Annotated in this window: 23 protein-coding genes; 6 read left to right on the top strand and 17 right to left on the bottom strand. The window is 38.6% G+C overall.

The window, feature by feature from the left end; translation table 11 throughout:
* Nucleotides 1–112: 112 nt before the first annotated feature.
* Entirely contained in the window at nucleotides 113–1,024 is a 912-nt protein-coding gene (fliB, locus tag DWV85_RS06875; protein ID WP_123138400.1) for a flagellin lysine-N-methylase, read from the top strand.
* A gap of 54 nt (nucleotides 1,025–1,078) precedes the next feature.
* Here the strand turns inward: fliB and DWV85_RS06870 are convergent, their stop codons facing one another.
* The 4 genes from DWV85_RS06870 to DWV85_RS06855 form a co-directional block, all read right to left on the bottom strand.
* Nucleotides 1,079–1,708 (bottom strand): hypothetical protein, encoded by a 630-nt coding sequence (locus tag DWV85_RS06870; protein ID WP_024061725.1) that lies wholly within the window; start codon nucleotides 1,706–1,708, stop codon nucleotides 1,079–1,081.
* Nucleotides 1,709–1,780: 72 nt separating this feature from the next.
* A complete protein-coding gene (locus DWV85_RS06865) occupies nucleotides 1,781–2,464 on the bottom strand; it encodes a hypothetical protein (protein WP_021147683.1) in 684 nt (227 codons plus the stop codon).
* A gap of 239 nt (nucleotides 2,465–2,703) precedes the next feature.
* Nucleotides 2,704–3,375: a hypothetical protein gene (locus DWV85_RS06860; protein ID WP_123138399.1), complete on the bottom strand. Its 672-nt coding sequence runs from the start codon at nucleotides 3,373–3,375 to the stop codon at nucleotides 2,704–2,706.
* Between the two features lie 351 nt (nucleotides 3,376–3,726).
* Nucleotides 3,727–4,641 carry a metal ABC transporter substrate-binding protein gene (locus DWV85_RS06855; RefSeq protein ID WP_004693983.1) on the bottom strand — a complete coding sequence of 305 codons (915 nt, stop codon included), beginning with the start codon at nucleotides 4,639–4,641 and terminating at the stop codon, nucleotides 3,727–3,729.
* Nucleotides 4,642–4,788: 147 nt separating this feature from the next.
* Here DWV85_RS06855 and DWV85_RS06850 point away from each other — a divergent pair, with 147 nt between their 5' ends.
* The 3 genes from DWV85_RS06850 to DWV85_RS06840 all read left to right on the top strand — a co-directional run bounded on the left by DWV85_RS06850 (nucleotide 4,789) and on the right by DWV85_RS06840 (nucleotide 7,026).
* A complete protein-coding gene (locus DWV85_RS06850; protein WP_008603025.1) occupies nucleotides 4,789–5,574 on the top strand; it encodes a metal ABC transporter ATP-binding protein in 786 nt (261 codons plus the stop codon).
* Entirely contained in the window at nucleotides 5,567–6,385 is an 819-nt protein-coding gene (locus DWV85_RS06845) for a metal ABC transporter permease (RefSeq protein WP_004693987.1), read from the top strand. The genes DWV85_RS06850 and DWV85_RS06845 overlap by 8 nt, the downstream gene beginning before the upstream one ends.
* 230 nt (nucleotides 6,386–6,615) lie before the next feature.
* Nucleotides 6,616–7,026 (top strand): Fur family transcriptional regulator, encoded by a 411-nt coding sequence (locus DWV85_RS06840; RefSeq protein ID WP_008603029.1) that lies wholly within the window; start codon nucleotides 6,616–6,618, stop codon nucleotides 7,024–7,026.
* 81 nt (nucleotides 7,027–7,107) lie between these two features.
* Here DWV85_RS06840 and DWV85_RS06835 read toward each other — a convergent pair whose 3' ends face one another.
* The 4 genes from DWV85_RS06835 to DWV85_RS06820 all read right to left on the bottom strand — a co-directional run bounded on the left by DWV85_RS06835 (nucleotide 7,108) and on the right by DWV85_RS06820 (nucleotide 12,089).
* On the bottom strand, nucleotides 7,108–8,448 hold the full coding sequence (locus DWV85_RS06835; RefSeq protein ID WP_008603031.1) for an anaerobic C4-dicarboxylate transporter: 1,341 nt from the start codon (nucleotides 8,446–8,448) through the stop codon (nucleotides 7,108–7,110).
* Nucleotides 8,449–8,635: 187 nt separating this feature from the next.
* Nucleotides 8,636–10,024: an adenosylmethionine--8-amino-7-oxononanoate transaminase gene (bioA, locus tag DWV85_RS06830; protein WP_123138398.1), complete on the bottom strand. Its 1,389-nt coding sequence runs from the start codon at nucleotides 10,022–10,024 to the stop codon at nucleotides 8,636–8,638.
* A 204-nt stretch (nucleotides 10,025–10,228) separates the two neighbouring features.
* Nucleotides 10,229–10,981, bottom strand: coding sequence for a dethiobiotin synthase (gene bioD, locus DWV85_RS06825; RefSeq protein WP_123138397.1), 753 nt, complete (start codon nucleotides 10,979–10,981; stop codon nucleotides 10,229–10,231).
* 562 nt (nucleotides 10,982–11,543) lie between these two features.
* Nucleotides 11,544–12,089 carry a carbonic anhydrase gene (locus DWV85_RS06820; RefSeq protein ID WP_123138396.1) on the bottom strand — a complete coding sequence of 182 codons (546 nt, stop codon included), beginning with the start codon at nucleotides 12,087–12,089 and terminating at the stop codon, nucleotides 11,544–11,546.
* A gap of 347 nt (nucleotides 12,090–12,436) precedes the next feature.
* Between DWV85_RS06820 and DWV85_RS06815 the strand changes: the two genes are divergently transcribed.
* Together DWV85_RS06815 and DWV85_RS06810 are read left to right on the top strand one after the other, a co-directional pair.
* Complete coding sequence (locus tag DWV85_RS06815; protein WP_024061052.1) at nucleotides 12,437–13,477, top strand: YeiH family protein; 1,041 nt, start codon at nucleotides 12,437–12,439, stop codon at nucleotides 13,475–13,477.
* Between the two features lie 135 nt (nucleotides 13,478–13,612).
* A complete protein-coding gene (locus DWV85_RS06810) occupies nucleotides 13,613–14,227 on the top strand; it encodes a LysE family transporter (protein WP_123138395.1) in 615 nt (204 codons plus the stop codon).
* A 140-nt stretch (nucleotides 14,228–14,367) separates the two neighbouring features.
* On the opposite strand, the gene DWV85_RS06805 is transcribed toward DWV85_RS06810, so the two are convergent.
* The 9 genes from DWV85_RS06805 to DWV85_RS06765 all read right to left on the bottom strand — a co-directional run bounded on the left by DWV85_RS06805 (nucleotide 14,368) and on the right by DWV85_RS06765 (nucleotide 26,406).
* Complete coding sequence (locus DWV85_RS06805) at nucleotides 14,368–15,252, bottom strand: LysR family transcriptional regulator (RefSeq protein WP_021147672.1); 885 nt, start codon at nucleotides 15,250–15,252, stop codon at nucleotides 14,368–14,370.
* A 195-nt stretch (nucleotides 15,253–15,447) separates the two neighbouring features.
* A complete protein-coding gene (locus tag DWV85_RS06800) occupies nucleotides 15,448–16,653 on the bottom strand; it encodes an MFS transporter (RefSeq protein WP_008715280.1) in 1,206 nt (401 codons plus the stop codon).
* Nucleotides 16,654–16,944: 291 nt separating this feature from the next.
* Nucleotides 16,945–17,550 carry a hypothetical protein gene (locus tag DWV85_RS06795; protein WP_008715278.1) on the bottom strand — a complete coding sequence of 202 codons (606 nt, stop codon included), beginning with the start codon at nucleotides 17,548–17,550 and terminating at the stop codon, nucleotides 16,945–16,947.
* A 119-nt stretch (nucleotides 17,551–17,669) separates the two neighbouring features.
* The gene (locus DWV85_RS06790) at nucleotides 17,670–18,941 is read right to left on the bottom strand and encodes a putative porin (protein WP_004697905.1); all 1,272 of its coding nucleotides are present in this window, start codon (nucleotides 18,939–18,941) and stop codon (nucleotides 17,670–17,672) included.
* 251 nt (nucleotides 18,942–19,192) lie between these two features.
* A complete protein-coding gene (locus DWV85_RS06785) occupies nucleotides 19,193–19,795 on the bottom strand; it encodes a hypothetical protein (protein WP_165851649.1) in 603 nt (200 codons plus the stop codon).
* A 324-nt stretch (nucleotides 19,796–20,119) separates the two neighbouring features.
* Nucleotides 20,120–20,791 (bottom strand): respiratory nitrate reductase subunit gamma, encoded by a 672-nt coding sequence (narI, locus tag DWV85_RS06780; RefSeq protein WP_123138393.1) that lies wholly within the window; start codon nucleotides 20,789–20,791, stop codon nucleotides 20,120–20,122.
* Entirely contained in the window at nucleotides 20,788–21,312 is a 525-nt protein-coding gene (gene narJ / locus DWV85_RS06775; protein WP_039969529.1) for a nitrate reductase molybdenum cofactor assembly chaperone, read from the bottom strand. Before narJ ends, narI begins: the two co-directional genes overlap by 4 nt.
* The gene (narH, locus tag DWV85_RS06770; protein WP_123138392.1) at nucleotides 21,312–22,739 is read right to left on the bottom strand and encodes a nitrate reductase subunit beta; all 1,428 of its coding nucleotides are present in this window, start codon (nucleotides 22,737–22,739) and stop codon (nucleotides 21,312–21,314) included. The genes narJ and narH overlap by 1 nt, the downstream gene beginning before the upstream one ends.
* On the bottom strand, nucleotides 22,729–26,406 hold the full coding sequence (locus DWV85_RS06765; protein WP_123138391.1) for a nitrate reductase subunit alpha: 3,678 nt from the start codon (nucleotides 26,404–26,406) through the stop codon (nucleotides 22,729–22,731). Before DWV85_RS06765 ends, narH begins: the two co-directional genes overlap by 11 nt.
* Nucleotides 26,407–26,469 lie beyond the last annotated feature (63 nt).

The following is a 26,469-nucleotide window of genomic DNA, read 5'->3' as shown; positions in this document are numbered from 1 at the left end:
ATACACTAAATCAACGCGGTTTATAATCTTTATTTATATAATTAGTGCATGTACCTACGCCCTATGATACAATGCACATAGATTCATTTTTGTAACTACATGTGAGCTAACTATGATTTCAATTTACCCCACTATATATCACGCATTTCAATGCAAGGCCGATCAATGCGAAAATACATGTTGTCAGCTGTGGACCATCGATATAGATGAGCCTACTGCTAAACGTTACCATGCTATGACTGGCTCTCTTGGTGAAAACTTACGCCAAGCCATCACTGTTGATGATGAAGGCAGTCATTTTATCTTTTCTAAAGCACAATCTATGTGTCCCTTACTCAATGAGAAAGGTCTATGCAAAGTAGTTCTTGAATTAGGAGAAGAAGGACTTTGTGACACCTGTCATATGCATCCACGCTTTTATAAATACATTGAAGACTTAGAACTATGTGGCGTTGGATTATCTTGTGAAGCATCGGTTGAACTATTAGCCCAACAAGAACCGATGGACTTTCTCCTCTTTACAATTGAAGATGACCATAATGAATTCAACTCTGAGGAGCGATTAACACTCCACAATATTTTTGAATTATTAGCCTTTGATTTAGATCCTAATCTATTCCAATATACGCCAAAGCCCTCAAAGCAGTCTTTCAAAGAACTATTAGACCTATATAAACAAACGGAACCCATCGATGAGAATTGGACAGCACAAGTTAATACATTATCTAGTAAACTAGACCAACTCATCGCATCCGTACAGACCTATATACAGCAAGAGGATATGAGCCTATTTAACAAAGTGTACCAATATATATTGTATCGCCAAATCGATATGCTATCAGATTATTCCTTGGAATCTATCTTAGCCTATGCAAAGGATGGTACTGACTATATACTTATAGCCAGCGCCTTAGAGGGACAACCATTAAAACAAATTGCTAGATGGTCACAACAAATCGAATACGACGAAGATAATGTGGCGCTATTATTACAACACTACGAAGCCCAACTTATTATAGAGTGAACAAAAACCGCAAGAATTTTATCTTGCGGTTTTTTTAAGTCTTATTATAATACATCATTTGAAGAGAGTATGAACAAAGCGAATCCATTGAGGTAATACAGAGACAGATAATAATGCCACAATAAAGATAACAATATAGGTTTTAATGATACCTAATTCAACATAACGTCTCATTAATTGGGCTACAATGAACACGGCATAATACTGGCTGAACATCGTAATAAGATAAGCCATATCCCCTACATATTTTTGAAGAGACAAAGAGAAAAAAATAATCCCTAGTATATGAATTAATACTAAGACAACCGTGCGAAGTGCATTTGTATAAGCTAATCCATATATATAATTGCGCAATACCCCACCATAAGTACCACGACCACCTAATAAAACAAGTAAGCGCCATATAACAAATGAACCGATGATAATTTGAAAAATTAAAAATACAGAACTTGCTAAAATACTAATTACATCAAAATGAGTTAACCCAGTAATCCGTTTAATTCCGAGCATTGGAGATATAACTTTCACCATAAACGGTAAGCTATAGGTCATTATATATAATACAATAGTAGATACGACTAGATTCAGAATGGCTCTTGTATGAGATCCATAATTGATAATATTCTGAAAAGATTGTTCGCTAAGCCTGGTAAATAAATGCAATATATCCTTATTCCATGTCATAAATGCTCCTTTTAGTTTAAAACTAGTAAAAAAGGACGAGCCATGTCTCGTCCTAGATATATCATATGTATTTTATCGAGTCAACATATAAATCCATTCAAACACGTGTGCTACCAAAAGAGCAATCAACATTAGAATCAAACCTTCATAAGGGGTCCCATTAATACATGCTCCCACAATACGTCCCATAGTTTGTAACAATAATACGGTACTTAAAACACATAGCACAATCATACAGAAGCCAATGATTGCTTGCAGTATTAATGGTACCGAAGTTAAAATCAGCATAATCCCTGCTGTAAAAGTAATCAATGCCACAACAAGTTGAGCAAATGACATGATATGCAAAATACCGGTTGTAACAGTTCGAACATAAAATTTACGCTGTTGAGCAACCGCATAAACTATAATGATACATGCCATGAAAATAACTTTTCCGATTACCCATGCAAAGCGACCCATATTCCAAAATTCTCTAGGACTACCCATCTGTTCCAAAAAAAGTTGTATTTCATGTTGACCTACTGGAAGAGATAGCGATTCCCACCTTACTAATAACGAAGAATTGCGTATAAACGCACGTATAGCATCTAAATATACGCCTTCACCTACAATAGTAAATTGATAACATATGAGTGTTAATAGCAGCATTCCTATGAGTTGCCCATAGGCAATATCAAAGTGATACATACGAGGATTATTCTCTTCAATAGGGTTTAATAAACGATAGATAAACTGCATTAAACCCACCATCATAGGTATCACCACCTTTTACACAATATACATACATAACATTCAAGTTTAAATACTATAACATACAACACACCAAAAGGAACTATAAAAAATAGTTCCTTTTCATTTTCCGTTCATCATTATAGCACAAAAGAGCCTATAAAAGAATGTGGTTTTACCATATTCTAATTGCGATTCCTTTAAAATATAAAAAAGGGGCTGTTTTGTTACAGCCCCCCTTTCATATTTTTCATGTTATGTAATTATCTGGAAGTAGCAAGTGCTATCATTCCAATCAAGATACCTAAAACGATTATGGGAATTAAACTCGTAATAATAGAAATGCCAAAAGTTGCTAAACGGGATTTATTAATTTGGCGACTTAACAATGTTAAACATACCCAGAATGTATAAACTGCAAAAACTATCGTTGCGAATATAATAATAATTATCCATACGATACTACCTACTGTAGAATCAGGATTAGATCCTAGTAGCAACAAAAATGGCAATGATAGTAATAGAAAGCCAATGAAATATACTAGGCCCATAATCTGATTATAAGCTTGTTCATACCACATGATCTTTAACACAGACTCATATGTAGTATTCGCATCAAATTTATTGGCGACCCAAGAGAAAATCGCAGAATAAATAGCAATACCAATAAAAGCAAATAGCAAGCCAACCGCTAGGCCTAATATACCGGCCCCAGAAAGAGCCGCCGCACCAGTAAGTGCAACACTAAGTTTATCCACAAATATCATACTCAAAAAAGTAGGTAGAATATTTGAAAATACGAATGCCACCAATGCCAAAGCTACTGTAGCATAGAACCCTTTTCGACAAGATCCATGCTCTACAATCTGTGGAATACCGCGTTTAAAGGGAGCTACCACAAGCTGCCAAATATCTGAATACCATTTTGTTTCCATAAAACCTCCAAAACACCTATATTTCTTTAATTGTAACACAAACTATATTTAAACCGTCATGGACAACATTATACCTCCCACACCAAAGATGAAGGATATTATGTAAAAAGAAATTCCCGTTATCCAAAGATTTAGACCAAATTGCTTATAGGTAACTTGCCCCTTCAAAATAATAACTATGGTCAAGCCCTTTCATCAGCAACCCCTGATTTATTAATGATAACCATATTAGGTTTCCTTTTTATTTCATCTATTAATATATTATACTATATAATTCAAATTTTAAGACATTATTCTAACCTATTATAACGCAAAAAAGCAGCCCCACTAGGGGCCGCCTTTTCGTTTATCTTATTGCAAAGATGCTGCAATTTTTGTAAGGTTTTCATCCATACGTTCTAAGTATGTTTTATTATCTTCGTTGCTTTCGATAGTATAAATAGTTTCTACCTTAGCACCTACTTCTTGTGCCAAAGTTTTGGATACTTCTGGGCTAGCCATTTCTTCTGCAAAGATAGTAGTAATATGGTTTTCTTTAGCGTATTCGATGAGTTTAGCCAATTGTGCTGCATTAGGTTCACCTTCAGCAAATACATCTTCCACACTGTTTTGTTCTAAACCAAAATCACGGCATAGGTACGCAAATGCTGCATGGCCTGTAACAAAGTTTTTATGCGGAGCTTTAGCGAATTGCTCTTCATATTTTTTAATCATTGCATCTAATTTAGCAACGTATTCAGTATAATTCTTTTCATAATAATCCTTGTTTGCTGGGTCAACTTTTACAAGGGCATCCTTGATATTTTTCACTTCAATTTTAGCATTTTTCAAAGATAACCATGCATGAGGATCTTCTGCACCATGTTCTTTAATTTCTTCTGGGTCAGTATTTTTAATAGCTTCAACACCTTCAGTAGCTACAACAGATACGAGTTTATCATTTTTAGCTGCTTCGATAGCTTGTTTTGCCCAAGGCTCCATACCAAAACCGTTATACACAAATACTTGAGCTGTTGCCAATTGTTTCATATTTTCAGGCTTCAATTCGAAATCATGTGGTTCTACGCCATCTGGTATAATAGTAGATACCTCTACCTTGTCACCACCAATAGCCTTAGTAAACTCAGCCATTGCATTAAAGCTTGTTACCACTTGGATTTTTTTACTTGCTTGTTCCTTCTGTGCATTCGGTGCATCGTTGCCACAACCTGCAAATAAAGCAGCCATCATAATACCTACAACTAACAAAATCAGTTTCTTGATCATCGTAGTCCTCCTTTGTAAAAACCTGATCGCTATGCCTATACAGAATATAAACCATTCTTTAGTTGCAGTTGCGACTCAGTTGCATTTGTAATATAGTTATAGTATAAACTTACTTAGAATTTTGTCAATCAGAAATGTGGTTTTCATATGTTATCAATAGAACATCTTTATTTTTCCTATCAAGGTCAACCGCCTTATGTGTTAAATGACCTTAATTTACATATTCACAGTGGTGATTATATATCCATCGTTGGGGATAATGGGTGTGGTAAAAGTACCTTGCTCCGTCTCATTTTAGGTTTTCTTACCCCTGTAAAAGGCTCTATCAAGCGAAGCACCAATAATATTCGGTATGTGTCTCAAAAAAATGACTTCTCTCACGCAGGCTTTCCTATTACGGTAAAAGAAATCCTCGATTCCTACCGTAAACTTTTAAAGATTAAGGATAAACAGGAAGTCAATCGCGTATTAGAGCTTACCCATATGACGGAATTTAAAGACCGTCTCATCAGCAAACTTTCAGGTGGACAAGCTCAGCGTGTATCTATCGCCCGCGCCCTCATCGGTAAGCCTGACCTCATCATCCTCGATGAGCCTTCAACAGGTATCGATAGAAAAAGCCAAGAGGGCATCTATGCTCTACTTCGAAATTTGAACCAAGAGCACCATATTACGATTATCTCTGTTGAGCACAATATCGAAATGGCTCTCGCCAACTCTACCAATATCTACCATATTGCAAATGGTCAAGGTCACCTTTGCTCCCCTGAGCAATATGCTAGTGAAATCATGCACAGTACAGGTCGCAATCCAATAGATCACAAAAACTGCTCCTGTTTCACAGATGTAACAATAGAAGCTCAGGCTCAGGCTCAGGCTCAGGCTCAGGCTCAGGCCGATGATACCACAGTTGAGGAGGTGCGCCATGTTTAGTTATGATTTCATGCAAAATGCCTTCTTCGTAGCAATTTGTATTTCTCTTTTATGTCCATGTATTGGTATCTTCATGGTGCTACGCCGTTCCAGTATGATTGGCGATACCATGAGTCACGCATCGCTAGCAGGTATTACACTAGGTTTATTAACGAATACTAATCCAATTTTAGGAGCCTTTATCTTCACTGCCATCTGCGGTGCACTCATCGAGTTCTTGCGAAAATATTTTTCACACCATCTCGATCTTATTCTTACTATCATCTTATCCCTCAGCATCGGTACAGCTATTACACTTATTAGCTCAGGCAAACTAAAGGCTAACGCAAATGTATTCTTCTTTGGTAGCATCCTAACGGTAAACGCAACCGATATGATTAGTATTGCAGTGCTCACCATTTTATCAGTATTAACGCTATACTTTTTGTATAACTCCTTACTCTACATCGCTTACGATGAAGAAGCGGCTCGTGTAGCAGGTGTTAAGGTAGATTTTATCAACTATATCTTTGCTATCTTAATGGCTGCCGCCGTATCCATTTCTATTAAAATCGTTGGTGTTCTCGTATTGAGTGCCATGATTGCATTACCAGTAGCATCTGCATTACAATTAGAAAAAGGATTTAAAATAACTTTATTATGCTCCATTGGATTTAGCTTACTTGCCATGATTATCGGACTTTTTGGATCCTACTTCCTTAACGTAGCACCTGGTGGCTTCGTGTCCCTAACGTCGGTAGGTATTTTACTGGTAGTGTTAGTCATTAAAAATATTCGCACCATCATACGACGCTTTCAGTTTAGTAGATAAGCTAAAACAATAATTTATATATTTAGGCATAAATATTATAGCTAGTTAGAGTAATATAACTAGTTAGAGTCAAATAATACAGCTAGTAGATTAAAAAATATAACTAGTTAAATATAAAAATATATCTAACCAAATGCGATAGCATATTTGATATTCTATTAGCCATATAAGTCATTTAACTATACAGGTGTATAGCATGTTTAGTATTAAAATAGAATCGAAAGAGAGCTATGAATACAACAACTTGGCCAGAAGGCATAAAAAAGACCAAACAGCGCGAAGCCATTTGGTCTGTATTAACAACTACAGATAAACCCATTACAGCCCTTGAAATCGCAGAACGCTTAGGTGACGGTAGCACTACTTGGATGTCTACTATCTACCGTACACTTGAACTATTAGAAACTAAGGGTATCGTTACACGTACCACGCTCATGGGTAGTGATATGGCATATTATGAAATCACCCCTCATACACACCGCCACTATGCTGTATGTACGAGCTGTGGTGCTATGATACCACTCCATACCTGTCCTGTCGTAGAAATGCCTAAAGAACTCAGCAAAGCAGGATTTACTGTGACGGAACATCACTTAGAGATTGCTGGAATCTGTAGAAACTGTAAGGATAAAAATAAATAACAAAAAGGACGTAACACTGTAGTTACGTCCTTTAACGTTTTAGCGTATACTTTGGAATTAACCGTATTTAGCTTTCACCAATTACAGCATCAACGGAGCCACTAAGAAACCGAGTGCTACGGAGATGGCAATAGCAAGTACGCCAGGTATGAAGAACGGATGGTTAAATACGAGTTTACCAATTCGTGTAGAGCCCGTATCGTCCATTTGTACAGCCCCCAAAAGTGTTGGATATGTAGGCAATACAAAGAGTGCAGATACAGCTGCAAAGGATGCGATAATAATATAAACGGATCCTGTGTTCTCTGGTGTAATACCGAGAGCTAGAATTACAGCTGGTACCAAAGCTTGCGTAGTTGCCGCTTGACTATACAACAATGTACTTGCAAAGAAGAACGCTACCGCCAATAGGAACGGATATGCTGTTACCATGCTAGAAGCGAGCGCTTTGATTTCAGGGATATGACCTTTTACAAAGGTATCACCCAACCATGCTACGCCTAGTACACAGACACAAGCGGATAAGCCGGATTTGAATGTACTTGTATTAACAAGTTCTGCTGTATCAAGCTTACAGAAGAATGTGATAGCAGCCGCAATAATCATCATAAAGCCGATGATAGCATCATTTCGACCAAAGATAACTGGTTTAATAATACCAATGTTTTTGGAAATTGCTGTTGCGTAGAATACGATACAAATGATACCAATCAAGAAAATCAATACTGAAGTTTTTGCACCAGGTTTTAAGTGGAAATCAGTGCTTTTTTCACGAGGTGGCGCCACGTGACCTGCCGCCAAACGTTCTTGATACACTGGATCAGAAGATAAATCATTATTCGCAAAGGTAGACATGATAAATGCCGTAATCATAACCCCTACAAATGTTGTGGAAATACAGATGGCGAGCAATGTAGGATAGTTAACACCATATGGCTCAAGGAACCCACTCATAGCAACTACTGCTGCCGATACAGGACTCGCTGTGATACCAATTTGGCTTGCTACAACGGCGATAGATAATGGCACAGATGGCTTAATGTTTTCACTTTTCGCCACCTCTACGATTACTGGAATCATAGAGAATGCTGTATGACCAGTACCCGCTAGAATAGTTAAGAAATACGTAACAGTTGGTGCCAAATAGTTGATATGCTTAGGATTTTTACGCAAAATACTTTCAGCAATGCGCACCAAATAATCAAGACCGCCGGCTAACTGTAAGGCACAGATGGCTGCGATAGCAGACATGATAATCAGAATTACATCCCATGGAATCTGTCCCGGAAACATCCCCATACCAAGGCTTAACAACACAACCCCAAGGCCGCCAGCGTAACCGATGCCCATGCCACCTAGGCGAACACCGAGGAAGATGGCACCAAATAAAATAATAACTTGCATAATTACATAAATGTCCATACGATGACCTCCTTTATACATATATAGTATCATAGATATGCTAAATAATCATCGAATTTTGGCAATGTATAGTCTATAGTTTAAAATATGACGAAATTTCGATATGTTATGCAAAAAAACTACACCCCATTGCCTTAAACTACTAACAAAAGACAATAGGTGTAGCTTTTCAATAATTAATTTAGCATTATAAAATAATTGGGCGCATATCTTCAAGTATCCCCTCTTCCTCAGTTGCACGTTGGATACTTTCACCTACAATACGAACCATGTCCTCTAATTGTTCCACAGTCGATGCCAATGGAGGCATAAGGATAACCACGTCGCCAATAGGGCGGCAAATAAGACCTTGTTCACGGGCAAGGATTGCCACCTTAGCACCTACCGCATCATTTGGGCGATACGCTTCGTGGGTGGACACATCTTTTTCAAGTTCAATACCTACGATGAGACCCCGCTGACGAACCTCTTTCACATGCTTCAAAGATTTAATAGGTTCTAAGGCCTTTGCGAAAGCTTCTACTTTAGCAGGCAATTGTTCAATTACCTTTTCATCACGGAATACTTTCAAAGAAGCCAACGCAACGGCACAGGCCAAGGCATTACCAGTATAGGAGTGACCATGATAGAATGTTTTCTTTTCCTCAAAGGTGCCAAGGAATGCATCGAATACGCGTTGTGTAGTCAATGTTGCTGCTAATGGAAGGTACCCACCAGTGATGCCTTTGGATAAGGTCATAAAATCTGGAGATACTCCTTCATGTTCGCAAGCAAAGAATTTGCCAGTTCGGCCAAAGCCAGTAGCTACTTCGTCAACGATGAGGAATACATCGTGTTGTTCTGTTAACTCACGAACCCGTTTCAAATAACCGTGAGGCATTACGAGCATGCCTGCCGCTGCTTGCACCAATGGTTCCATAACAAGAGCTGTAATTTCATCGCCTTCTTCGTTAAGGATGCGTTCCAATTCAGTCAACGACTCTTCAAAAGCTTTATCTCGATCTGCCAAATCTCTATACACACCAGGGCTTGGCAATGTTAATGGTTTAAATAATAGATTATGGAATACTTGGTGAAATAATTGAATACCACCTACGGATACGGTACCTAATGTATCCCCATGATAGCCTGCATTGAGGGCAATGAACTTAGTCTTTTTCGTTTGCCCTACTTGTTGACGGTATTGGTACGCCATTTTAATAGCCACTTCGATAGCTGTACTGCCATCATCAGAGAGGAATACTTTATCTAAGCCTTCTGGAGCAAGCTCTACAAGTTCTTTACACAATTGTGCAGACGGAGGACTTACGAGGCCTAATAACGTGCTATGCGCAATTTTATCGATTTGATCCTTCAATGCTTGGTTCAATACAGGATGGTTGTGACCATGAATATTAACCCACAAAGAGGATACACCATCGTAATACTTTTTACCGTTCTCATCGATGAGGTATACCCCCTCACCGCGTTCAATTACTACTGGTTCTTGTGCTAGCCAATCTTGCATTTGTGTAAATGGATGCCATACAAACTCGTGGTCCCATTGTGCTGCTTGTGAAAGCTGTTTCTCTGCCATTTTGTCACCTCATACTTACTAAGTTTTACAAACTATAACTCTCTATTACATATACCTTATATAAACTAAATTAAATTGCCCTATCTAAGGTATGCTAAATTACAAATTTAATATGTCTCAAAATCACTGTTAATATGTACTCAATATCACTTCTAACATATATTAAATTGCTATAGCTAATATATGGAAGCAGCCAATTATTATTTATAGACCTAATACTGTATTCCATAATTCCTTAGAATCAATAAAAGATCGAGCCCATCCAAGTTGAACCTTGTGAATATCCGGTCCTTGGTATGGCGGCACTACAGATACTACAGGAACACCTGTATAACGCTCCATATCTGCCACATTTGTTTTCAACAAGAACAAATCTACAGCTGTCGTATCATTTACGATAATAGCTTTCACCTCAATACCATGCAACTTAGCATATTCGCAAGTCAAAACAGCGCGATTAATAGATCCAAGACGACCGTCTGCTACGACAATAGCTGGTAATTGGATATCTTTCATAAAATCTGTGAAAGTTTTATCTCCATAGAGAGGGGTCGTGATACCGCCAGCACCTTCTACAAAGGTTATATCATAGCGACTCACTACATCCAAAGTATGTTCTACAAGACCATCATAATCGATCTCGATACCAGCCAATTCCGCTGCAAGGCGAGGAGAAAAATCACCGGCAATAGCGTAAGGATTCACCTCATGACGACGAGATTCAGGAATACCTGCCGAACGCATCAAATGCGTCGCATCTTTACTCTCAAGGCCAATATTATAATTATCCTCATCCATCGTCACACATTCAGGGAAAGGAACTGCACTAGAAGACACAGGTTTCACCATACCAACAGCAAAGCCATCGTCTACAGCCATCGCCCCCAATAACCCTGTCACAAATGTCTTACCTACATCTGTATCTGTACCAATTATAGAAATACCTAACTGCTTCATACAAAGCTCCTCTCAAGCGAATACTTACTGCCGCATAGGTTAACTAATTTATGTGATTAAGTTTACAATCTAATTACAATATACAGCGAAAAGGAATATATAGTCAACCTATTATTACGCTTAAGGTTTACCATAATAGGACTATATGGGGCCCGAATACATTAGTGAGAGCCTAGTTAAAAATCACAGAACCTAGCTCATCGCTCCAAAGCGAGCTAAGTCGCTCTTTACTAGGTTCTGTGATTTTTATGGCTGTACTTATGTAATAGTCCCATATAGTCCTACCATCAACCTTAAATGCAAAAATAATAGGTTGGCTATATAGAGAGCAAGAAAAGGGAATGGCTAAGCCATTCCCTTTCTCCGTTCACTCTTGATGCGGCGAAATTACGCTAACTCGTTAATAGACATTCAGATTTGATGGGACTAATTCATAGGTACAGTTAGAAAAAGGGCAATAACTAACCGACTAGCGACTTAGCTCGCTTTGGAGCGTAGAGGTTAGTTATCGTTCTTTTTCACCTAAATGTACAAATCAACTTGGGCCCCATCAAATCTTAGCCTAGATTTCGAGGTAGCGAAATTCGCCTGTATCAGGATCCATCATGCCTCCATAGACCCCCATTCCTTTTGGAAATAGTGGATGGTGGCGTAGGAAGTTAACTGTATAAATTACATTGTCTTCAGAGATATGGAATCGATCCATCCAGTCGATAAGGCCCGGTTCAATCATGCGAATAGCATCTTCACTAATACCTTTCGCTTTCATAGATTCCATGAATGTTGTAGCAGAAAAATCAATCATACCGCAGTTTTCATGACCGATGATTAGCACATCTTCAATTTCCATACCATAGGTAGCAACGAGCAAGCTTTGCACAATGTTATCGATAGGTTGTGTTACACTATTTCCTGCAGTTTTGATGACAATTATCTCACCTCGATTAAAGCCTAGTGCTTCTTCTAGCATACCTACTAAGCGGGTATCCATACAAGTTACGATGCCTAACTTTTTTGTAGGATGGCTTGTTAGCCCCGCCTTTGGTAGCTCAGGGTGTTGTTTCACATATTCTTTATTGGTTTCAATTATTTTTGTAATATCAATCATAAGGGTCCTCACTTTATATACTCTATTTCCACCTGAAATAGATTCTATTCATTATATACACCTTATTCATCACAAAACAAGTTTAAATTTCAACTTATAAATTATTATTATGAATTTTACGATTATACAAAATCTTTAACTCAATAATATTAACTCCTATCTTATAATTTGTTTTTATTTATATTAATCATATAAAAACTTCAAAAATGCGATGAATATTCTGTATAATTCTGACATATATAGTAGATTTAAAAACCCTTCCTATGGTACTATTAACACTATAGAAAGCAAACGCCACATGATACCGCATATGACGTGAACTGTATGTACAGTAAGGAGGTTTTATAATGGGTATCAATCAAAAAACGTTGCCAGGCATTTTGCTCTGTGCCATTCTCGCTATTCCTTGTTGGCTACTAGGACAGCAATTTCATCTAGTAGGTAGTCCAATCTTTGCCATCATTTTAGGTATAATTATCGGTTCTATCTTCACCTCTTGGAAACGGGAAAAAACAGGTGCTGGCATTGGATTTACATCCAAAAAGATTTTACAGTGGGCCGTTATTTTGTTGGGCTTTGGTCTTAACATTACACAGATTCTACATGTAGGTTGGATTTCTTTACCTGTCATCATTTCTACCATCGCTACATCGTTAATCGTATCCTATGTTATTTATCGATTAACCCATATTGACTCTAACTCAGCAGTCCTCATTGGTGTTGGTTCATCCATTTGTGGTGGTTCCGCTATTGCTGCTGCGGCTCCAGTTATTAAAGCAGAGGATCATGATATTGCACAAGCAATCTCTGTTGTATTCTTCTTCAATGTAGTAGCCGCCTTCGTATTCCCTCAATTAGGCGACGCCATTGGGCTCTCTAACATGGGCTTTGGATTGTTCGCTGGTACTGCAGTTAACGATACTTCTTCTGTAACAGCAACAGCTGCTGTATGGGATAGTATGAAAGGTACGGGCACTCAAGTTTTGGAATATGCTACTATCGTAAAGCTAACACGTACCCTAGCTATTATTCCTATATGTTTAGGCCTCGCTAGTTATCAAGTATACAAAGCCAAGAAAAATGCCTCTCAGACAGATGGTGCAAACGTTAGTATTGCTAAGATTTTCCCAAGATTCGTTTTATACTTTGTACTTTGCTCCCTTATCACAACAGCATTATCCTATGCTAATGTAGATATTCAATTCTTGAGTATCTTCAAAACAATTTCCAAATACTTTATTACAATGGCCATGGTAGCAATCGGCCTTAATACAAATATTGTAAAATTATTAAAATCCGGCGGCTCTGCTCTAGCCTTAGGTGCTTGTTGCTGGATTGCTATTTCTGTCGTAAGCCTTATGGCACAACATATGATAGGTTTATGGTAGAAAATATACATATATTGTATATTATGTTATAATTATATATGAATAGAATAGTAAGGACCCCTCCAGTAATGGAGGGGTTTCGTGCTACTATTCACCTTATTAGTACTTTATCATACCATAGTCAGGAGGGTTAATATGTACTTCTTACAAGGACTTCTTGTCGGCCTCGCTACGTTTGCCCCTGTTGGCATGCAAAACCTCTTCATTATTAATACGGCCTTGGTGCAACCTGTCCGTCGCATTATATTGACGCTAATCATACTAGCGTTTTTTGACATGAGTTTAAGTGCTGCCGCCTTCTATGGTATTGGTGCCGTTCTTGAAATGTGGCCACTCACAAAGCTCATAGTTCTCCTCTTTGGAGGCCTCCTCATTGTTTATATGGGCTTTAATATATTTAAAACTGAACCAGACATGCACAATGTGGACACACATATCCCAATTAGAAAAATTATTGTCTCAGCCATTGCGGTATCATGGGGCAATCCTCAAGCCATTCTAGATGCGACAATGATGCTCGGTGCTTTTCAAGCTAATATTCCAAAAGAAAGCATCTACCACTTCTTCGCTGGTTTCTTAGTTATGACACCAATTTGGTTTGGTTCTCTAGCTACTACAATGCATCTACTAGCTAAAAAAATTAAAATTACTCATATGGCATGGATTAACCGTTTCTGTGGTTCGGTTCTCGTCATTTATGGTATCAAACTATCTATTGATGGCTTCATGATGTTAAGAGACTTTTTGTAAGGTTATACTCATAGATACAAAGAAAAGTCTAAATCACTAATACCATCATAACTATATAAGAAAAATACAAATAAATGATGTACAGAAAAAGAAAAAAGTCGTTAACAAGTTGTTAACGACTTTTTCATTTATAATCTCATTTATAATTCTTCAAGTACCTGCCGGAACATATCTCTAAGAGCTACAATATACGAATTATTTTGATTTCGTTGCGATATAAAGTAGTAGTGGCGTTCCATAGGCTTACCATGATTCGTCAATACCTTACGCTCGATACCTGGCATAGGATCTGTTAAGTATTTAAAACAATCTAATAGTAATAGCCCTTGCTGCCCTGCAACCAGGTATCGTGCTTCTTCTAACGTGCGAGCATAAGCGAAGGCGCCATTATAACCTATGGCCTTACGATAGTGTTCCTCTTCAGACAAGGTATATTTCCCGCGACACAATAAAATAAGTGGTAAATCATCGATATGCTTTAGTTCTACACAATCTTCATTAGTATATCCTTGTGGTACCTCTATAAATGTAGTGGCTTTATCAATTAAATGACTTTCAAAATCATCAGATAAAATTTGCCATTGATCATTAAATACTACATCTACACGACGATCACTAAGCATGCCATATAGCTCTTCATGGCTGCCGCTGTACATACGAATATCTAAATTTTTATAACGCTTTGCCATGCGAATCACAGTTTGCTGCATAGCAATCCCACTATAACGGTTCAAATAGCCAATGCGCAAACTCACCCGTGCATCTGTACCAATGCGCGTCGTTTCTACCTTAATATCATGGAACCGTTCTAATAGCTTCTTACCAGATCGATATAAATATTGTCCTGCTGGTGTTAGATGAAAACTTCGTTTCTCTCGAACCATTAATTCAACACCAAGGCTATTTTCAAGAGCTTTGATTTGCTGAGATATAGCAGATTGAGATACATATTGCTCTGTTGCAGCTTGTGTAAAACTATTATTATCTACTACACATACAAAATACTCTAATTGTTTTAATAACATAACGATGCACTCTCATCTCTCTTACGGATTAGACAAATCAATACCTTTGAAACATTTCGCAACATATAACCCCATATCGGAGTTTGCTATACGTTTTCTCTACATAGTATCTTACATAGAATCTATAGTATCTATCGATCCTCTACATAATACTAAATATATTTAACTATGTCTAAAACGGTGAAAGCAGATCAGCTATGCCGATTGACTTTCACTGGGAATAACTAAACTACGATAAATAAACAGCGCCGCTACAAAGAATATAGCTGCTGTAGACCAAAAGACCGCCCCGTACCCAAAGGCACGAGCAATCATGCCACTAAGGACAGGCCCCAATACATTTCCCATCATGGCCACACTAGACACCGCACCAAACACGATACCTCGTCGCTCAATAGGAACCGCCTTGGATATGAGCGTATTGGCAATCGGTGTAATAAAACCCATGAAGAATCCTGCAATGGCACGGAATATGCCAAGACCCCATATACTAGGCATTATATATTGAAGTATAAACAAAGTCCCTACGGCCCATGTAGCAGTAAAAACAATACGAGGCATGGTTAAACGTTCTGTTATCTTGCCAATGGAGATTGAAGCTAAAGCACTAAACAAACCGGCGCCAAAGATGATTATACCAACAATAGTGGCTACAAACTCATCATTCATATGCATATAGTGCTTAATGTATAGTGGTAAAATGGGACCAATACCAGTAATACCAAAATTACATAAGAACAATAATCCTACCAAGAGGCGAACTCGAGGTATGACCAAAAAGGATTTAATTAGAGACAGCTGCGACTCTCTAGCATCTACCTTATGCTCAAACTGTAGATTAGGCATGAATAGATAAATTCCCAACATACAAAGCCCTGTTAAGGCTGAGAACATAACAAATGGTGCACGATAACCTAATAAGTCCGCCACCAAACCACCCATGAGTGGTCCAAAAACGAGACCCATAACCATGGAGGCTTGATATAAACCCATTGCCCAAGGTACCTTATTTTCAGGGGTTACGAGAATAATAATAGCCAATCCTATTGGAACATAGCCCCCTACCACACCTTGCAATATACGTAACATTAATAACTGCCATGGTGTTTGTGTAAAAGCACAGGCGCCAACAGTCACCATCAGGGTAAACAAGATGAACATCATCACCTTACGCGGACCAAGCTGATTAGCCTTACGCGACCAATAGGGTGCACTCAGTGCCACCATACAAGGCGTTACACCTGATACAAGGCCTGCCCACATGGCGGCTTCTCCTGGATCATGAAGACCTAGCTCAGCTAAAAATAACGGAAGAAAGGATAATACACCAATAATTGTTATACCCCCACCAACCTGTATAGTACAGATTAGGTATATAATTCGTTTCCAAGAAGAATCCATAATATCCTTCTTTCTTATTTAAAATTACCTATAAAGGTAGTAATATACATATCGATATGAGCTAAAGAATACTATAATACAAAAGAAATGTTTATAGAACAGATTTTTAATCTTACCTCAAAAGAATGCAACAGCATATATTTACATAAATCCATAGAATATATACTTATAATTCTATTGTATCGCAAACAACCTAAAAAGACCATCGCTTATACCCATAAGGGTCAGCGATGGTCTTTTTTATCGTGTGATTCTCCTACTTTTACCAAAGAAAGAGATGCCTACGATATATTATTTTTGTTTGAACATCCAATAAATATAGTAAATAACAAGCGCATAAGTCACTACGTCAAACACAGGTAAGAATGGCACCATTTTAGATAAACGTCCAAATCCATGAACATGGATATTTGCCGCAATAATAGCAACAAGATTCAAGCGATGAATCCAGATTGCTTTTCTACGAGATACAGATTTTGCCATATTCCCTACCCAAGGTGTTAAGTATAATACCGCAAAGATAAGAGCAATAAACATAGCCACAAGGGAGATATAACCACCCCAGAAGCCTAAGAAGGATTTCAAAGCTTTCAAGAAGTATACATACCAGTGTGCACATACGAGAACCACACTAACAATACCTACGATGCGATGAATTTCAAACATTTCTTTTGGATTGTATCGTTTGATAAACCATTTTGGTTTTGTTGCAATGTATGTTAATACAAGCCATGCCACATAAGGAATAAGGCCTAAATGAACCTTCCAATTGCCGAATGGTCTACCACCTGTTACATAACCATATTCCACCATCCCCATAAATATTAAGGATAAAACTGCAATCCAAATTAAAATATGGTATTTACTCTTAAACTGTTTTTTTACAACTTCTGCCATAATAAACCTCTCTATGTCTTATACAATCTACAAGTATACATCTAGTTTGGCCTAATGTAGCATGCTAATAAAACACTCTCACCCTATAGCATTCTACTTAGAACTAATTACTGATTAAATTAGAATTTAAAGTTAAGATCCGCACGATAGTAATCATTTACGCGATTACCCTCTTGTGTCTTAGCATTGAAACCGTAGTATGCATTAATGCCGATATTTTTCTCTGGTGCGTAGGATGCACCTAATTGCCATGCTTTATAGCCTTCATACCGTGTTTTCTTTAATAAATCATTAGATTCATATTTTTGTGTTTTAAATACAGGTGCATTCTTAGCTTGATCAAAGTAATCTAATCGGATAGTCCAAGAGTTCTTCTTATTAATTTTATAGTCGCCCCATTTAACGCCAACGTTCCAAATATCGGAATCACTCAAGCCAGATGCTTTTACCCACTCGCCATCAATACCGAATTTACCAATATTATACTTAGCATTAAATCCATATATATTATCGAATTCGTTATTTTTCTTGCCATTACCCATACGTACATTCGTTGTACCTACATGAGCAAACATACCACCAAAACCAAAGCGATCATTAACAGCTACATTAGCATTGATAAGACCTACATCACCATTATCAGCTTTACTAGTCTTAGCAAAACGACCTGCTGTCATGTAACCATAAGCGCCATTTAATGTAACTTTATCACCAAGCTTAGCTGTAGCGCCTACCCCATCAAAGTTAGAGCTATAAATCAAGCCACCACCAAATTTTTGAGTATAGCGACCCGCATCGACCACAACATTTTTACCGAATTTGTGTTCTACGTATGCCAAATCCCAATTAGCTTGTGCCTCTTTAGAGCTATCACCTAGCTCAATAGAACCTGATGTAATACGTGCTTTGACAGAGGTATTTTTATTAACCTTTGCGTCGAGACCTAGACGTACACGAGCTGTGATCTTATCTTCGTAATCATAACCATCGCCACCCTCTTTACCGATGTAATTGATACGAGCATCACCAGTAACTTTTACATTGCCTACGCGGTCTTCCAATTTAGCTACACGCACACCAAGTGTATTCAATTCATTGGAAAATTCATCCGCCAAGCGATTTAACATAGCTTGTTGTTCCGCATTTGCCCGATCTTGATTAGCCATACCTTTCGCAATCATTTGAGCCATTTCATAACGCGTAATATTATTTTGCCCTTTGAAAGTACCATCAGGATATCCATTGATAATACCAGCTGTAGCCAATTGATCTACTGCTTGATAAGCCCAACTATCAGAAGGAACATCAGAAAATGGGTTAACAGCAAAAGCTGTAGCCACACCCATCATGGCAGCCACTGCAAAAGCACTGGTCATTTTACGTTTAATCATACTAAACCTCACACAATAAAAATAACAAGAATAAAAATGAATAAATAATGAATCTGTGAACCTAATTATCATTATCATGTTTAACATACAGATAATAACAATTTTCATTATATGAGTAAAGAGAAAATGTATATCAATCTCATAATCATTTATGACTCAAACTGATAATATCCTATGTTAATTTACTAGAAACTATAAATGTAACGAAAAATCCCTTCTGCATGATACAGAAGGGATTCTAGTAATTCATATTATTTCTTTTTAAATATCAAGTAAATGCAGTAAAGAACGAGACCGTATGTAATGATATCAAACACTTGTAAAAATGGCACCATTTTAGAAATACGATTAAAACCATGAATATGGATATCTGCAGCAACAAGTGCTACAAGATTTAATCGATGTAACCAAATACCTACATTACGACCAGATGGTGTAACCTTTCTAAGTTTTGGAGTTAAAAACGCAAGGCCAGAGATTGTAGCAATACTAAAGGAGGTAAGAGCCACATATCCGCCCCACCAACCAAGGATGGATTTAGCCGCTTTACCAAAATAGAGATATAAATGGAATGCAATAACAGCTACAGTGGCAATACCTAATGCACGGTGTACCTTATACATGTCACCTAAATTATAGCGGCTTGTAAACCATTTAGGGCGAGTCGTTAAATAGGTCATGACGATCCATACACACCATGGCACAAGACCCGTATACACTTTATAGTTACCAAAGGCACGACCACCGGCCATGTAGCCCCACTCTAATAAACCGATCATAACTAAGGAGAAAATAGCAATCCATACAAAGATATGGTAAATACTTTTTTTCTGTTTTGTTTCAACTTGATTCATCATATACCTCTCGAAAATAATACTTAAAAAATTCAATATATACGATATAGTTTATCATTTAAATCGAATTTTGTAGATTACTTATATTAGATACATAGTATATATTATAAGAATAATTCTAAATTAAAATACTTATTATAGTCATTCTAAGCTTATTACAATGAATAAATTTCTTCTCTACAGGGAATACATTGTAATCTACTAATACAGAATCGGTAAATAAAAAGCCCCTCATAGTTGTGAGCATATGCTTTCACCACTACAAGGGGCCATAGATTAATGAATCCTATTATATATAGGCATACAAGTTAATCATCATCCTAATTATTTTTGATCCCGTTTACGATATACGATGAACGGACGTGTTAAGTAGTTGAGTGGAACACTCAAGCAGTGTACCAAACGGCTGAATGGGAAGATAATAGCAACCACCATCCATGCCAACATGTGGAATTTAAACATGAATGGCACGCCTTCCATCAAGGATGGATCAGGCATAAAGGATAATAAGCTACGGAACCATGGGCCGATGGATACACGGTAGTCAAAAAAGCCAGATGCATTAAGCAATGTACCAGCCATACCACTAAAGATAGCTAATGTTAAGAATAAATATAGCCATTTATCAAAGCCAGATGTATTTACTTTCATAGCAGGTACAGTAAAGCGGCGTTTCATCAAGAGCAAGAAACCAACGATGAAGATGATACCCGCTACAGCACCCATATATAATGCACCTTCATGGTACATATGGTCATTAATACCCATAGCTGCAGTCCAAGTTTTAGGCACTAATACACCTACTACGTGACCGCCGATAACGCATAGCAAACCAAAGTGGAACAATGGATTGGCAATGCGCAATTGTTTTTTCTCTAAAAATTGACTCGATTTTGTAGTCCAGTTTCTTTCAAAGTAGAAGAAACGAACCAAAGTACCTACGATTAAGAAGGTGAATGCGATGTAAGGCAACGCGCCCCAAAGGAATAGATTCATCGTGCACCGTCCTCCAATCCATTTGCAACAGACAAGATAATATCAAACAAGAATGCATAAGGCAATTTAGCCTCAATGAAGCGTTCTCTAATGTATTCCAATTTTGGCTTACAATAGTCGTAAATTTCTTTTGCTTTTTCTTCATCGATAACGGCACATAATTCAAGAAGTGCCGGAATATAGTCTGGCATTTCTTTTGGCAAATCATAGTCGTTTTCAAGGAAGAACGCTTTAAATTTAACGAGTTCTTCTGCTTGTTCCCCTGTACCTTGCAATTCATAAGTCGATAAGTACATCGTTGTATTTTGACTAAAATCAAAGGTACGAACATACTGGTCTTCGAATTCTTTTTTATTAGCATCCTCTACATAGTCGAAGAATTCTAATAAACCTTGGCGAAGCTGAGGATGCCCAACGGATTGGGCGTCCTCTCTCCATTCAGGTAGTTCGTTATACCATTGTTCATCAGGATAGCGTAGAAGAAATGACGCAATAAGAGCGATTTTCTGAGCATCCTTCATTATTGACATCCCCCTGTCGGGCAAGCAAAGCCGCGATTTTGTTGCATTTCTAGGCGACCTTCGCGAGATACTTTAACATCAGATGGAATAACAAAGCGATCGTTGTATTTAGACAATGCCAACAATTTGTACATACCGTACATTTGGTCTTCTGTTAAATCAACTTTGTGTTCAATAGGACCGTCACCTGTTTCACGACGGCGCATGTATTCACGCATGTCGAGAACACGTTGCAATGTACGAGCTAAGATTTCTGTATTACCTGCTGTAAACAAGTTAGCAAGGTATTGTACAGGTACGCGCATTTCATGTGCATCTGGCAAGTATACATCAGATGTAACACGTTGTAAAATTGGGCTGAGCGGTGGCACATACCAAACCATTGGCAATGTGCGATACTCTGGATGCAATGGCAATGCAACGCCCCATTCTTTTACAAGCTTGTAAACAGGAGATTTTTTAGCTGCTTTCAAGAATGCTTCAGAGATACCTGCTTCGCGAGCGGCTTTAATAACCTCTGGATCATTAGGGTCCAAGATTAAATCTACTGTATTTTGGTAGATGTCTTGTTCATCCTTCGTAGCTGCCATTTCTTGAACTTTGTCCATATCGTATAAGACTACACCAACATAGCGCATACGACCTACACATGTTTCAGCGCATATTTGAGGCAGACCATTTTCCAAACGAGGATAACAGAATACGCATTTTTCAGCTTTATTCGTTTCCCAGTTATAGAAGATTTTTTTGTATGGACAAGATGGAACGCAATGTCTCCAACCGCGGCATACATCTTGAGAAACAAGTACAACACCATCTTCATCACGCTTGTAGATAGCACCGGATGGGCATGCTGCTACACATGCAGGATTCAAACAGTGGTTACAAAGACGTGGTAAATAACGCATAAATACTTCTTCGTAGTCAAATACGATATCTTGCCCCATCTTAGTCAAGTTCACGTCTGCACGAGCATGTTGACCGCCAGCCAAGTCATCATCCCAGTTAGGGCCCCAAGTCACTTCCATTTTTTGTTTCGTTACAAGAGAACGAGGCCGAGCTACTGGTTGGTTATTTTTACGACCACCATGAATCAATGTTTCATAGTCGTAAGTCCAAGGTTCGAAATAATCCTTCAACTCTGGTTGTTCAGGATGGAAGAATAATTTCATCAAACGATTTGTTTTAGAACCTGTAGAAAGAGCTAATTTACCGGAGTTATCTAGCGTCCAGCCGCCCTTCCATTTTTCTTGGTCTTCCCAATTACGAGGATAGCCTACACCTGGGCGAGTTTCCACGTTATTAAAGTACATATATTCCGCGCCTTCGCGGTTCGTCCATGTATTTTTACAAGTGATAGAGCATGTATGACAGCCTAAACACTTATCCAAATTTAGGACCATGGATACTTGAGCTTTAATCTTCAAGCCAATCCACCTCCTTCAACTTACGAGCCACAATTGTCATATCACGTTGGTTACCAGTTGGGCCATAGTAGTTAAAGCCATAGCTCAATTGACCATAACCGCCAATCATATGTGTCGGTTTCATGTAAATATGAGTTGGTGCATTGTGTGTACCACCGCGACGGTCTTTCTTAACTTGCGTACCAGGAACGTTGATGTGACGATCTTGAGCGTGATGCATATAGGAAATGCCACGAGGAATACGTGGAGATACAACTGCACGAGCTGCCACAACACCATTTTTATTGAAAGCTTCTACCCAGTCATTATCTTTAACACCGATTTCTGCTGCATCATCTTCGTTGAGCCAAATAGTTTGACCACCACGGAACAATGTCAACATTTGTTGGCTATCGAAGTACATACTATGTGTAGCCCACTTATTATGTGGAGTTAAGTATTTCAATGTAATTTCTGGAATGCCTTCTTGTTTGTAGTCACCTTGTACTGGTTTGTAGGACAATACAGGTTTATACAACGCCATGGCTTCACCATAATCACGCATCATTTCATGATCGCAATAGAAGGATTGACGACCTGTTACGGTACGGAATGGTACTTTGTCCTCTGTAGATGTTGTAAATGGAGAGTAACGACGGTTTTTATCGTTCTTACCAGTACTTGTTACAGAGCTAATGATAAAGCGCGGTTGGCGAACCATGTCATCGAAGGTAATCTTTTCTTGTTCACGACCTTTTGCGTTCTTTTCAAGATTAGAAAGACCTGTTTTTTCTTCCATTGCTTTCCAAGAGCGAACAGCCAATTTACCATTTGTACAAGAAGACAATGTTAATACAGCATTACAAGCTTCTTTACATTCGTAAATGCTTGGACGGCCATGAGAAATAAATTCTGGATTATCGATTGTACCATTTTGTGCATACAATGTTTGATATTCATCAGATACATCCCAAGCCAAGCCATGGGCACCTATTTTGTTTTCGATGTTAGGTCCCAAAGCAATGTATTTTTCAAAGATTTGGCTATAGTCGCGTTTTACATGAACAAGGTTAGGCATTGTTTTACCAGGAATTGGTTCACATTCGCCTTTGCTCCAGTCGAGAACCTTACCTTCTGGTTGAGCCACTTCACCTGGGCTATCATGACCAAGAGGCAATGCTACGATATCTTCGTATTCTGTGAAGCCAGACTCTTTTGCTACGCGAGAAACTGTTTCTGCAAGGGTACGGAATGTATCCCAGTCAGATTTAGTTTCCCATGCGCAATCAACAGCTGCTTGGAATACATGTACATATGGATGCATATCAGTAGAAGACAAGTCTTCTTTTTCATACCATGTAGCTGCAGGGAATACGATATCAGAGTACAAGCCTGTAGATGCCATGCGGAAATCGATGTCGATGAGAAGGTCGAGTTTACCTGCCCCATCAGCTTCACGCCATTTGATTTCTTCTGGACGTGTAGCTGCGTCATCATCTTCTAATACTGCATTTTTAGTGCCTAATAAATGCTTCAAGAAGTATTCGTGGCCCTTAGAAGAAGAACCGATAAGGTTTGCACGCCATACAAACAAGTTGCGTGGGTGATTTTCTTTAGCTGCTGGATCTTCTACACAGAATTGTAATTCTTTATTTTTCAAAGCTTGCGCCACATATTGGTTAATTTCTGCTTCTGTACCAGCACCAGCTGCACGAGCATCGTTAATCAATTCTTGGCTGCCTTTATTGAAAGTAGGATACGATGGTAACCAACCTAAACGAGCCGCTAATACGTTATAATCACCAGGGTGACGATAACGAGGCTTAGCTAATTTAGATACGCGGTCTGCCAAGTCGATGCAATCAGAACGATATTGTTCTGTAGCAAAATAGAACCAAGATGTACTATTTTGCAAACGAGGAGCTTTACTCCAGTCGTTAGCTGTCATGATACCGCCCCAACCTTCAATAGGACGAAGTTTTTCTTGACCTACGTAGTGAGCCCAACCACCACCGTTAACACCTTCTGTACCACAGAACATGATAAGGTTCAAGATTGTACGGTAAATAATATCCGCATGATACCAGTGGTTGATACCGCCACCCATGATAATCATGGAGCGACCTTTAGTTTTTTCTGCATTGTCTGCAAATTCACGAGCTGTAGCAATAGCGATTTCTGCTTTTACGCCAGTAATTTTTTCTTGCCATGTAGGTGTGTATGGAGTGTCATCAGTGTAAGCTTTAGCCACTTCACCGCCGATACCACGGTCGATACCATAGTTAGCAAGAATGAGGTCATATACGGTAGTTACTTTTACAGGACCATCTGCAGTTTGTACCGTAATGGTAGGAATAGCACGTTCAATAACGCCTTCGTGTTCTTCATCACCAAAGTATGGCAACTTAACAACAGTCACTTCTTCGCGTTGATCAAACACGGATAGGCGAGGGTCGATTTTAGCTCCTGTATCGCGGTTTTCAAGGCGTAAGTTCCATTTTTCAGGGTTTGTGTGACGATCTCCCATTGTACCATTAGGAACAACGATTTCATTAGTTGTATCATCGATCAATACCATTTGGAAGTCAGAGCCTTCCTCTTGGCGACCTAAATCCTTAGCATTCAAGAAACGGCCTGGTTGTACAGTACCATTGATATCTTCAACGCGTACAAGGAATGGCATATCTGTAAACTCTTTAGCATACTCTTTGAAGTATGGAGTTTCCTTGTCGATGTAGTATTCTTTTAAGATTACGTGGCCCATTGCCATAGCAAGAGCCGCATCAGTACCGGCTTTTACATTGAGCCAAGCATCGGAAGAAGTTGTAGATTCCGCATAGTCAGGGGATACGGATACAACTTTAGTACCTTTGTAGCGTACCTCTGTTAAGAAATGAGCATCTGGCGTACGAGTCAACGGTACGTTAGAACCCCAAGTCATGATGTAACCAGCATTATACCAGTCACCAGATTCAGGAGTATCTGTTTGTTCACCCCAAACTTGAGGGCTAGAAGGTGGTAAATCGGCATACCAGTCATAGAAAGACAATGGTGAGCCACCCATTAAGTTAAGGAAACGAGCACCTGATGCATAGGACAACATGGACATCGCTGGAATTACAGAGAAACCTGCATTGCGGTCAGGGCCGTATGTTTTTGCTGTATATAATAAGGATGCTGCTGTAATTTCTGTCGCTTCATCCCATGTGGAGCGCACAAAGCCACCCATACCACGGGCAGATTTGTATTTTTTTGCTTTTTCAGGATCCTCTACGATAGATTTCCAAGCTTCGATTGGGTTCTTAGCATTCTTTTTCGCTTCTCTCCAAAGCTCAGCCAATTCGCCGCGCACATATGGATATTTTACGCGCAATGGGCTATAGAGATACCAAGAGAATGTTGCACCACGAGGGCACCCACGTGGTTCGTAATCCGGCATATCATCTGGTGTTTCAGGGTAATCAGTAGCCTGATTTTCCCACGCTACAACACCATTCTTAACGTAGATATTCCAGCTACAAGAACCAGTACAGTTTACGCCATGCGTTGTGCGGACAACTTTATCGTAAGACCAACGGTCACGATAAAAATTTTCCCACTCGCGGCCGCCATCTTCAGTTATTTGATGGCCGCTTGGAGATACGTTCTTCTTGCGAAGAAACTTAAACTTTTGAGACAACAAGCTCATCTCGTGTCCTCCTTCAAAACTACAAAAAAATCCCTTGTGCTAGCTGAGCTAACACAAGGGAGA

Source organism: Veillonella sp. AF13-2, from assembly GCF_003603295.1.
In the GTDB taxonomy this organism is placed as follows: domain Bacteria; phylum Bacillota; class Negativicutes; order Veillonellales; family Veillonellaceae; genus Veillonella; species Veillonella parvula_E.
The sequence above is the reverse complement of the archived record's forward strand: the minus strand, read 5'-3'. Positions and strand labels throughout refer to the sequence as shown.

What these genes read in the sequence shown, in the direction of transcription:
- fliB (WP_123138400.1), top strand. Translation starts at nt 113, where the DNA reads ATGATTTCAATTTACCCCACTATATATCACGCATTTCAATGCAAGGCC.
- DWV85_RS06870 (WP_024061725.1), bottom strand. Translation starts at nt 1,708, where the DNA reads ATGACATGGAATAAGGATATATTGCATTTATTTACCAGGCTTAGCGAA.
- DWV85_RS06865 (WP_021147683.1), bottom strand. Translation starts at nt 2,464, where the DNA reads ATGATGGTGGGTTTAATGCAGTTTATCTATCGTTTATTAAACCCTATT.
- DWV85_RS06860 (WP_123138399.1), bottom strand. Translation starts at nt 3,375, where the DNA reads ATGGAAACAAAATGGTATTCAGATATTTGGCAGCTTGTGGTAGCTCCC.
- DWV85_RS06855 (WP_004693983.1), bottom strand. Translation starts at nt 4,641, where the DNA reads ATGATCAAGAAACTGATTTTGTTAGTTGTAGGTATTATGATGGCTGCT.
- DWV85_RS06850 (WP_008603025.1), top strand. Translation starts at nt 4,789, where the DNA reads ATGTTATCAATAGAACATCTTTATTTTTCCTATCAAGGTCAACCGCCT.
- DWV85_RS06845 (WP_004693987.1), top strand. Translation starts at nt 5,567, where the DNA reads ATGTTTAGTTATGATTTCATGCAAAATGCCTTCTTCGTAGCAATTTGT.
- DWV85_RS06840 (WP_008603029.1), top strand. Translation starts at nt 6,616, where the DNA reads ATGAATACAACAACTTGGCCAGAAGGCATAAAAAAGACCAAACAGCGC.
- DWV85_RS06835 (WP_008603031.1), bottom strand. Translation starts at nt 8,448, where the DNA reads ATGGACATTTATGTAATTATGCAAGTTATTATTTTATTTGGTGCCATC.
- bioA (WP_123138398.1), bottom strand. Translation starts at nt 10,024, where the DNA reads ATGGCAGAGAAACAGCTTTCACAAGCAGCACAATGGGACCACGAGTTT.
- bioD (WP_123138397.1), bottom strand. Translation starts at nt 10,981, where the DNA reads ATGAAGCAGTTAGGTATTTCTATAATTGGTACAGATACAGATGTAGGT.
- DWV85_RS06820 (WP_123138396.1), bottom strand. Translation starts at nt 12,089, where the DNA reads ATGATTGATATTACAAAAATAATTGAAACCAATAAAGAATATGTGAAA.
- DWV85_RS06815 (WP_024061052.1), top strand. Translation starts at nt 12,437, where the DNA reads ATGGGTATCAATCAAAAAACGTTGCCAGGCATTTTGCTCTGTGCCATT.
- DWV85_RS06810 (WP_123138395.1), top strand. Translation starts at nt 13,613, where the DNA reads ATGTACTTCTTACAAGGACTTCTTGTCGGCCTCGCTACGTTTGCCCCT.
- DWV85_RS06805 (WP_021147672.1), bottom strand. Translation starts at nt 15,252, where the DNA reads ATGTTATTAAAACAATTAGAGTATTTTGTATGTGTAGTAGATAATAAT.
- DWV85_RS06800 (WP_008715280.1), bottom strand. Translation starts at nt 16,653, where the DNA reads ATGGATTCTTCTTGGAAACGAATTATATACCTAATCTGTACTATACAG.
- DWV85_RS06795 (WP_008715278.1), bottom strand. Translation starts at nt 17,550, where the DNA reads ATGGCAGAAGTTGTAAAAAAACAGTTTAAGAGTAAATACCATATTTTA.
- DWV85_RS06790 (WP_004697905.1), bottom strand. Translation starts at nt 18,941, where the DNA reads ATGATTAAACGTAAAATGACCAGTGCTTTTGCAGTGGCTGCCATGATG.
- DWV85_RS06785 (WP_165851649.1), bottom strand. Translation starts at nt 19,795, where the DNA reads ATGAATCAAGTTGAAACAAAACAGAAAAAAAGTATTTACCATATCTTT.
- narI (WP_123138393.1), bottom strand. Translation starts at nt 20,791, where the DNA reads ATGAATCTATTCCTTTGGGGCGCGTTGCCTTACATCGCATTCACCTTC.
- narJ (WP_039969529.1), bottom strand. Translation starts at nt 21,312, where the DNA reads ATGAAGGATGCTCAGAAAATCGCTCTTATTGCGTCATTTCTTCTACGC.
- DWV85_RS06765 (WP_123138391.1), bottom strand. Translation starts at nt 26,406, where the DNA reads ATGAGCTTGTTGTCTCAAAAGTTTAAGTTTCTTCGCAAGAAGAACGTA.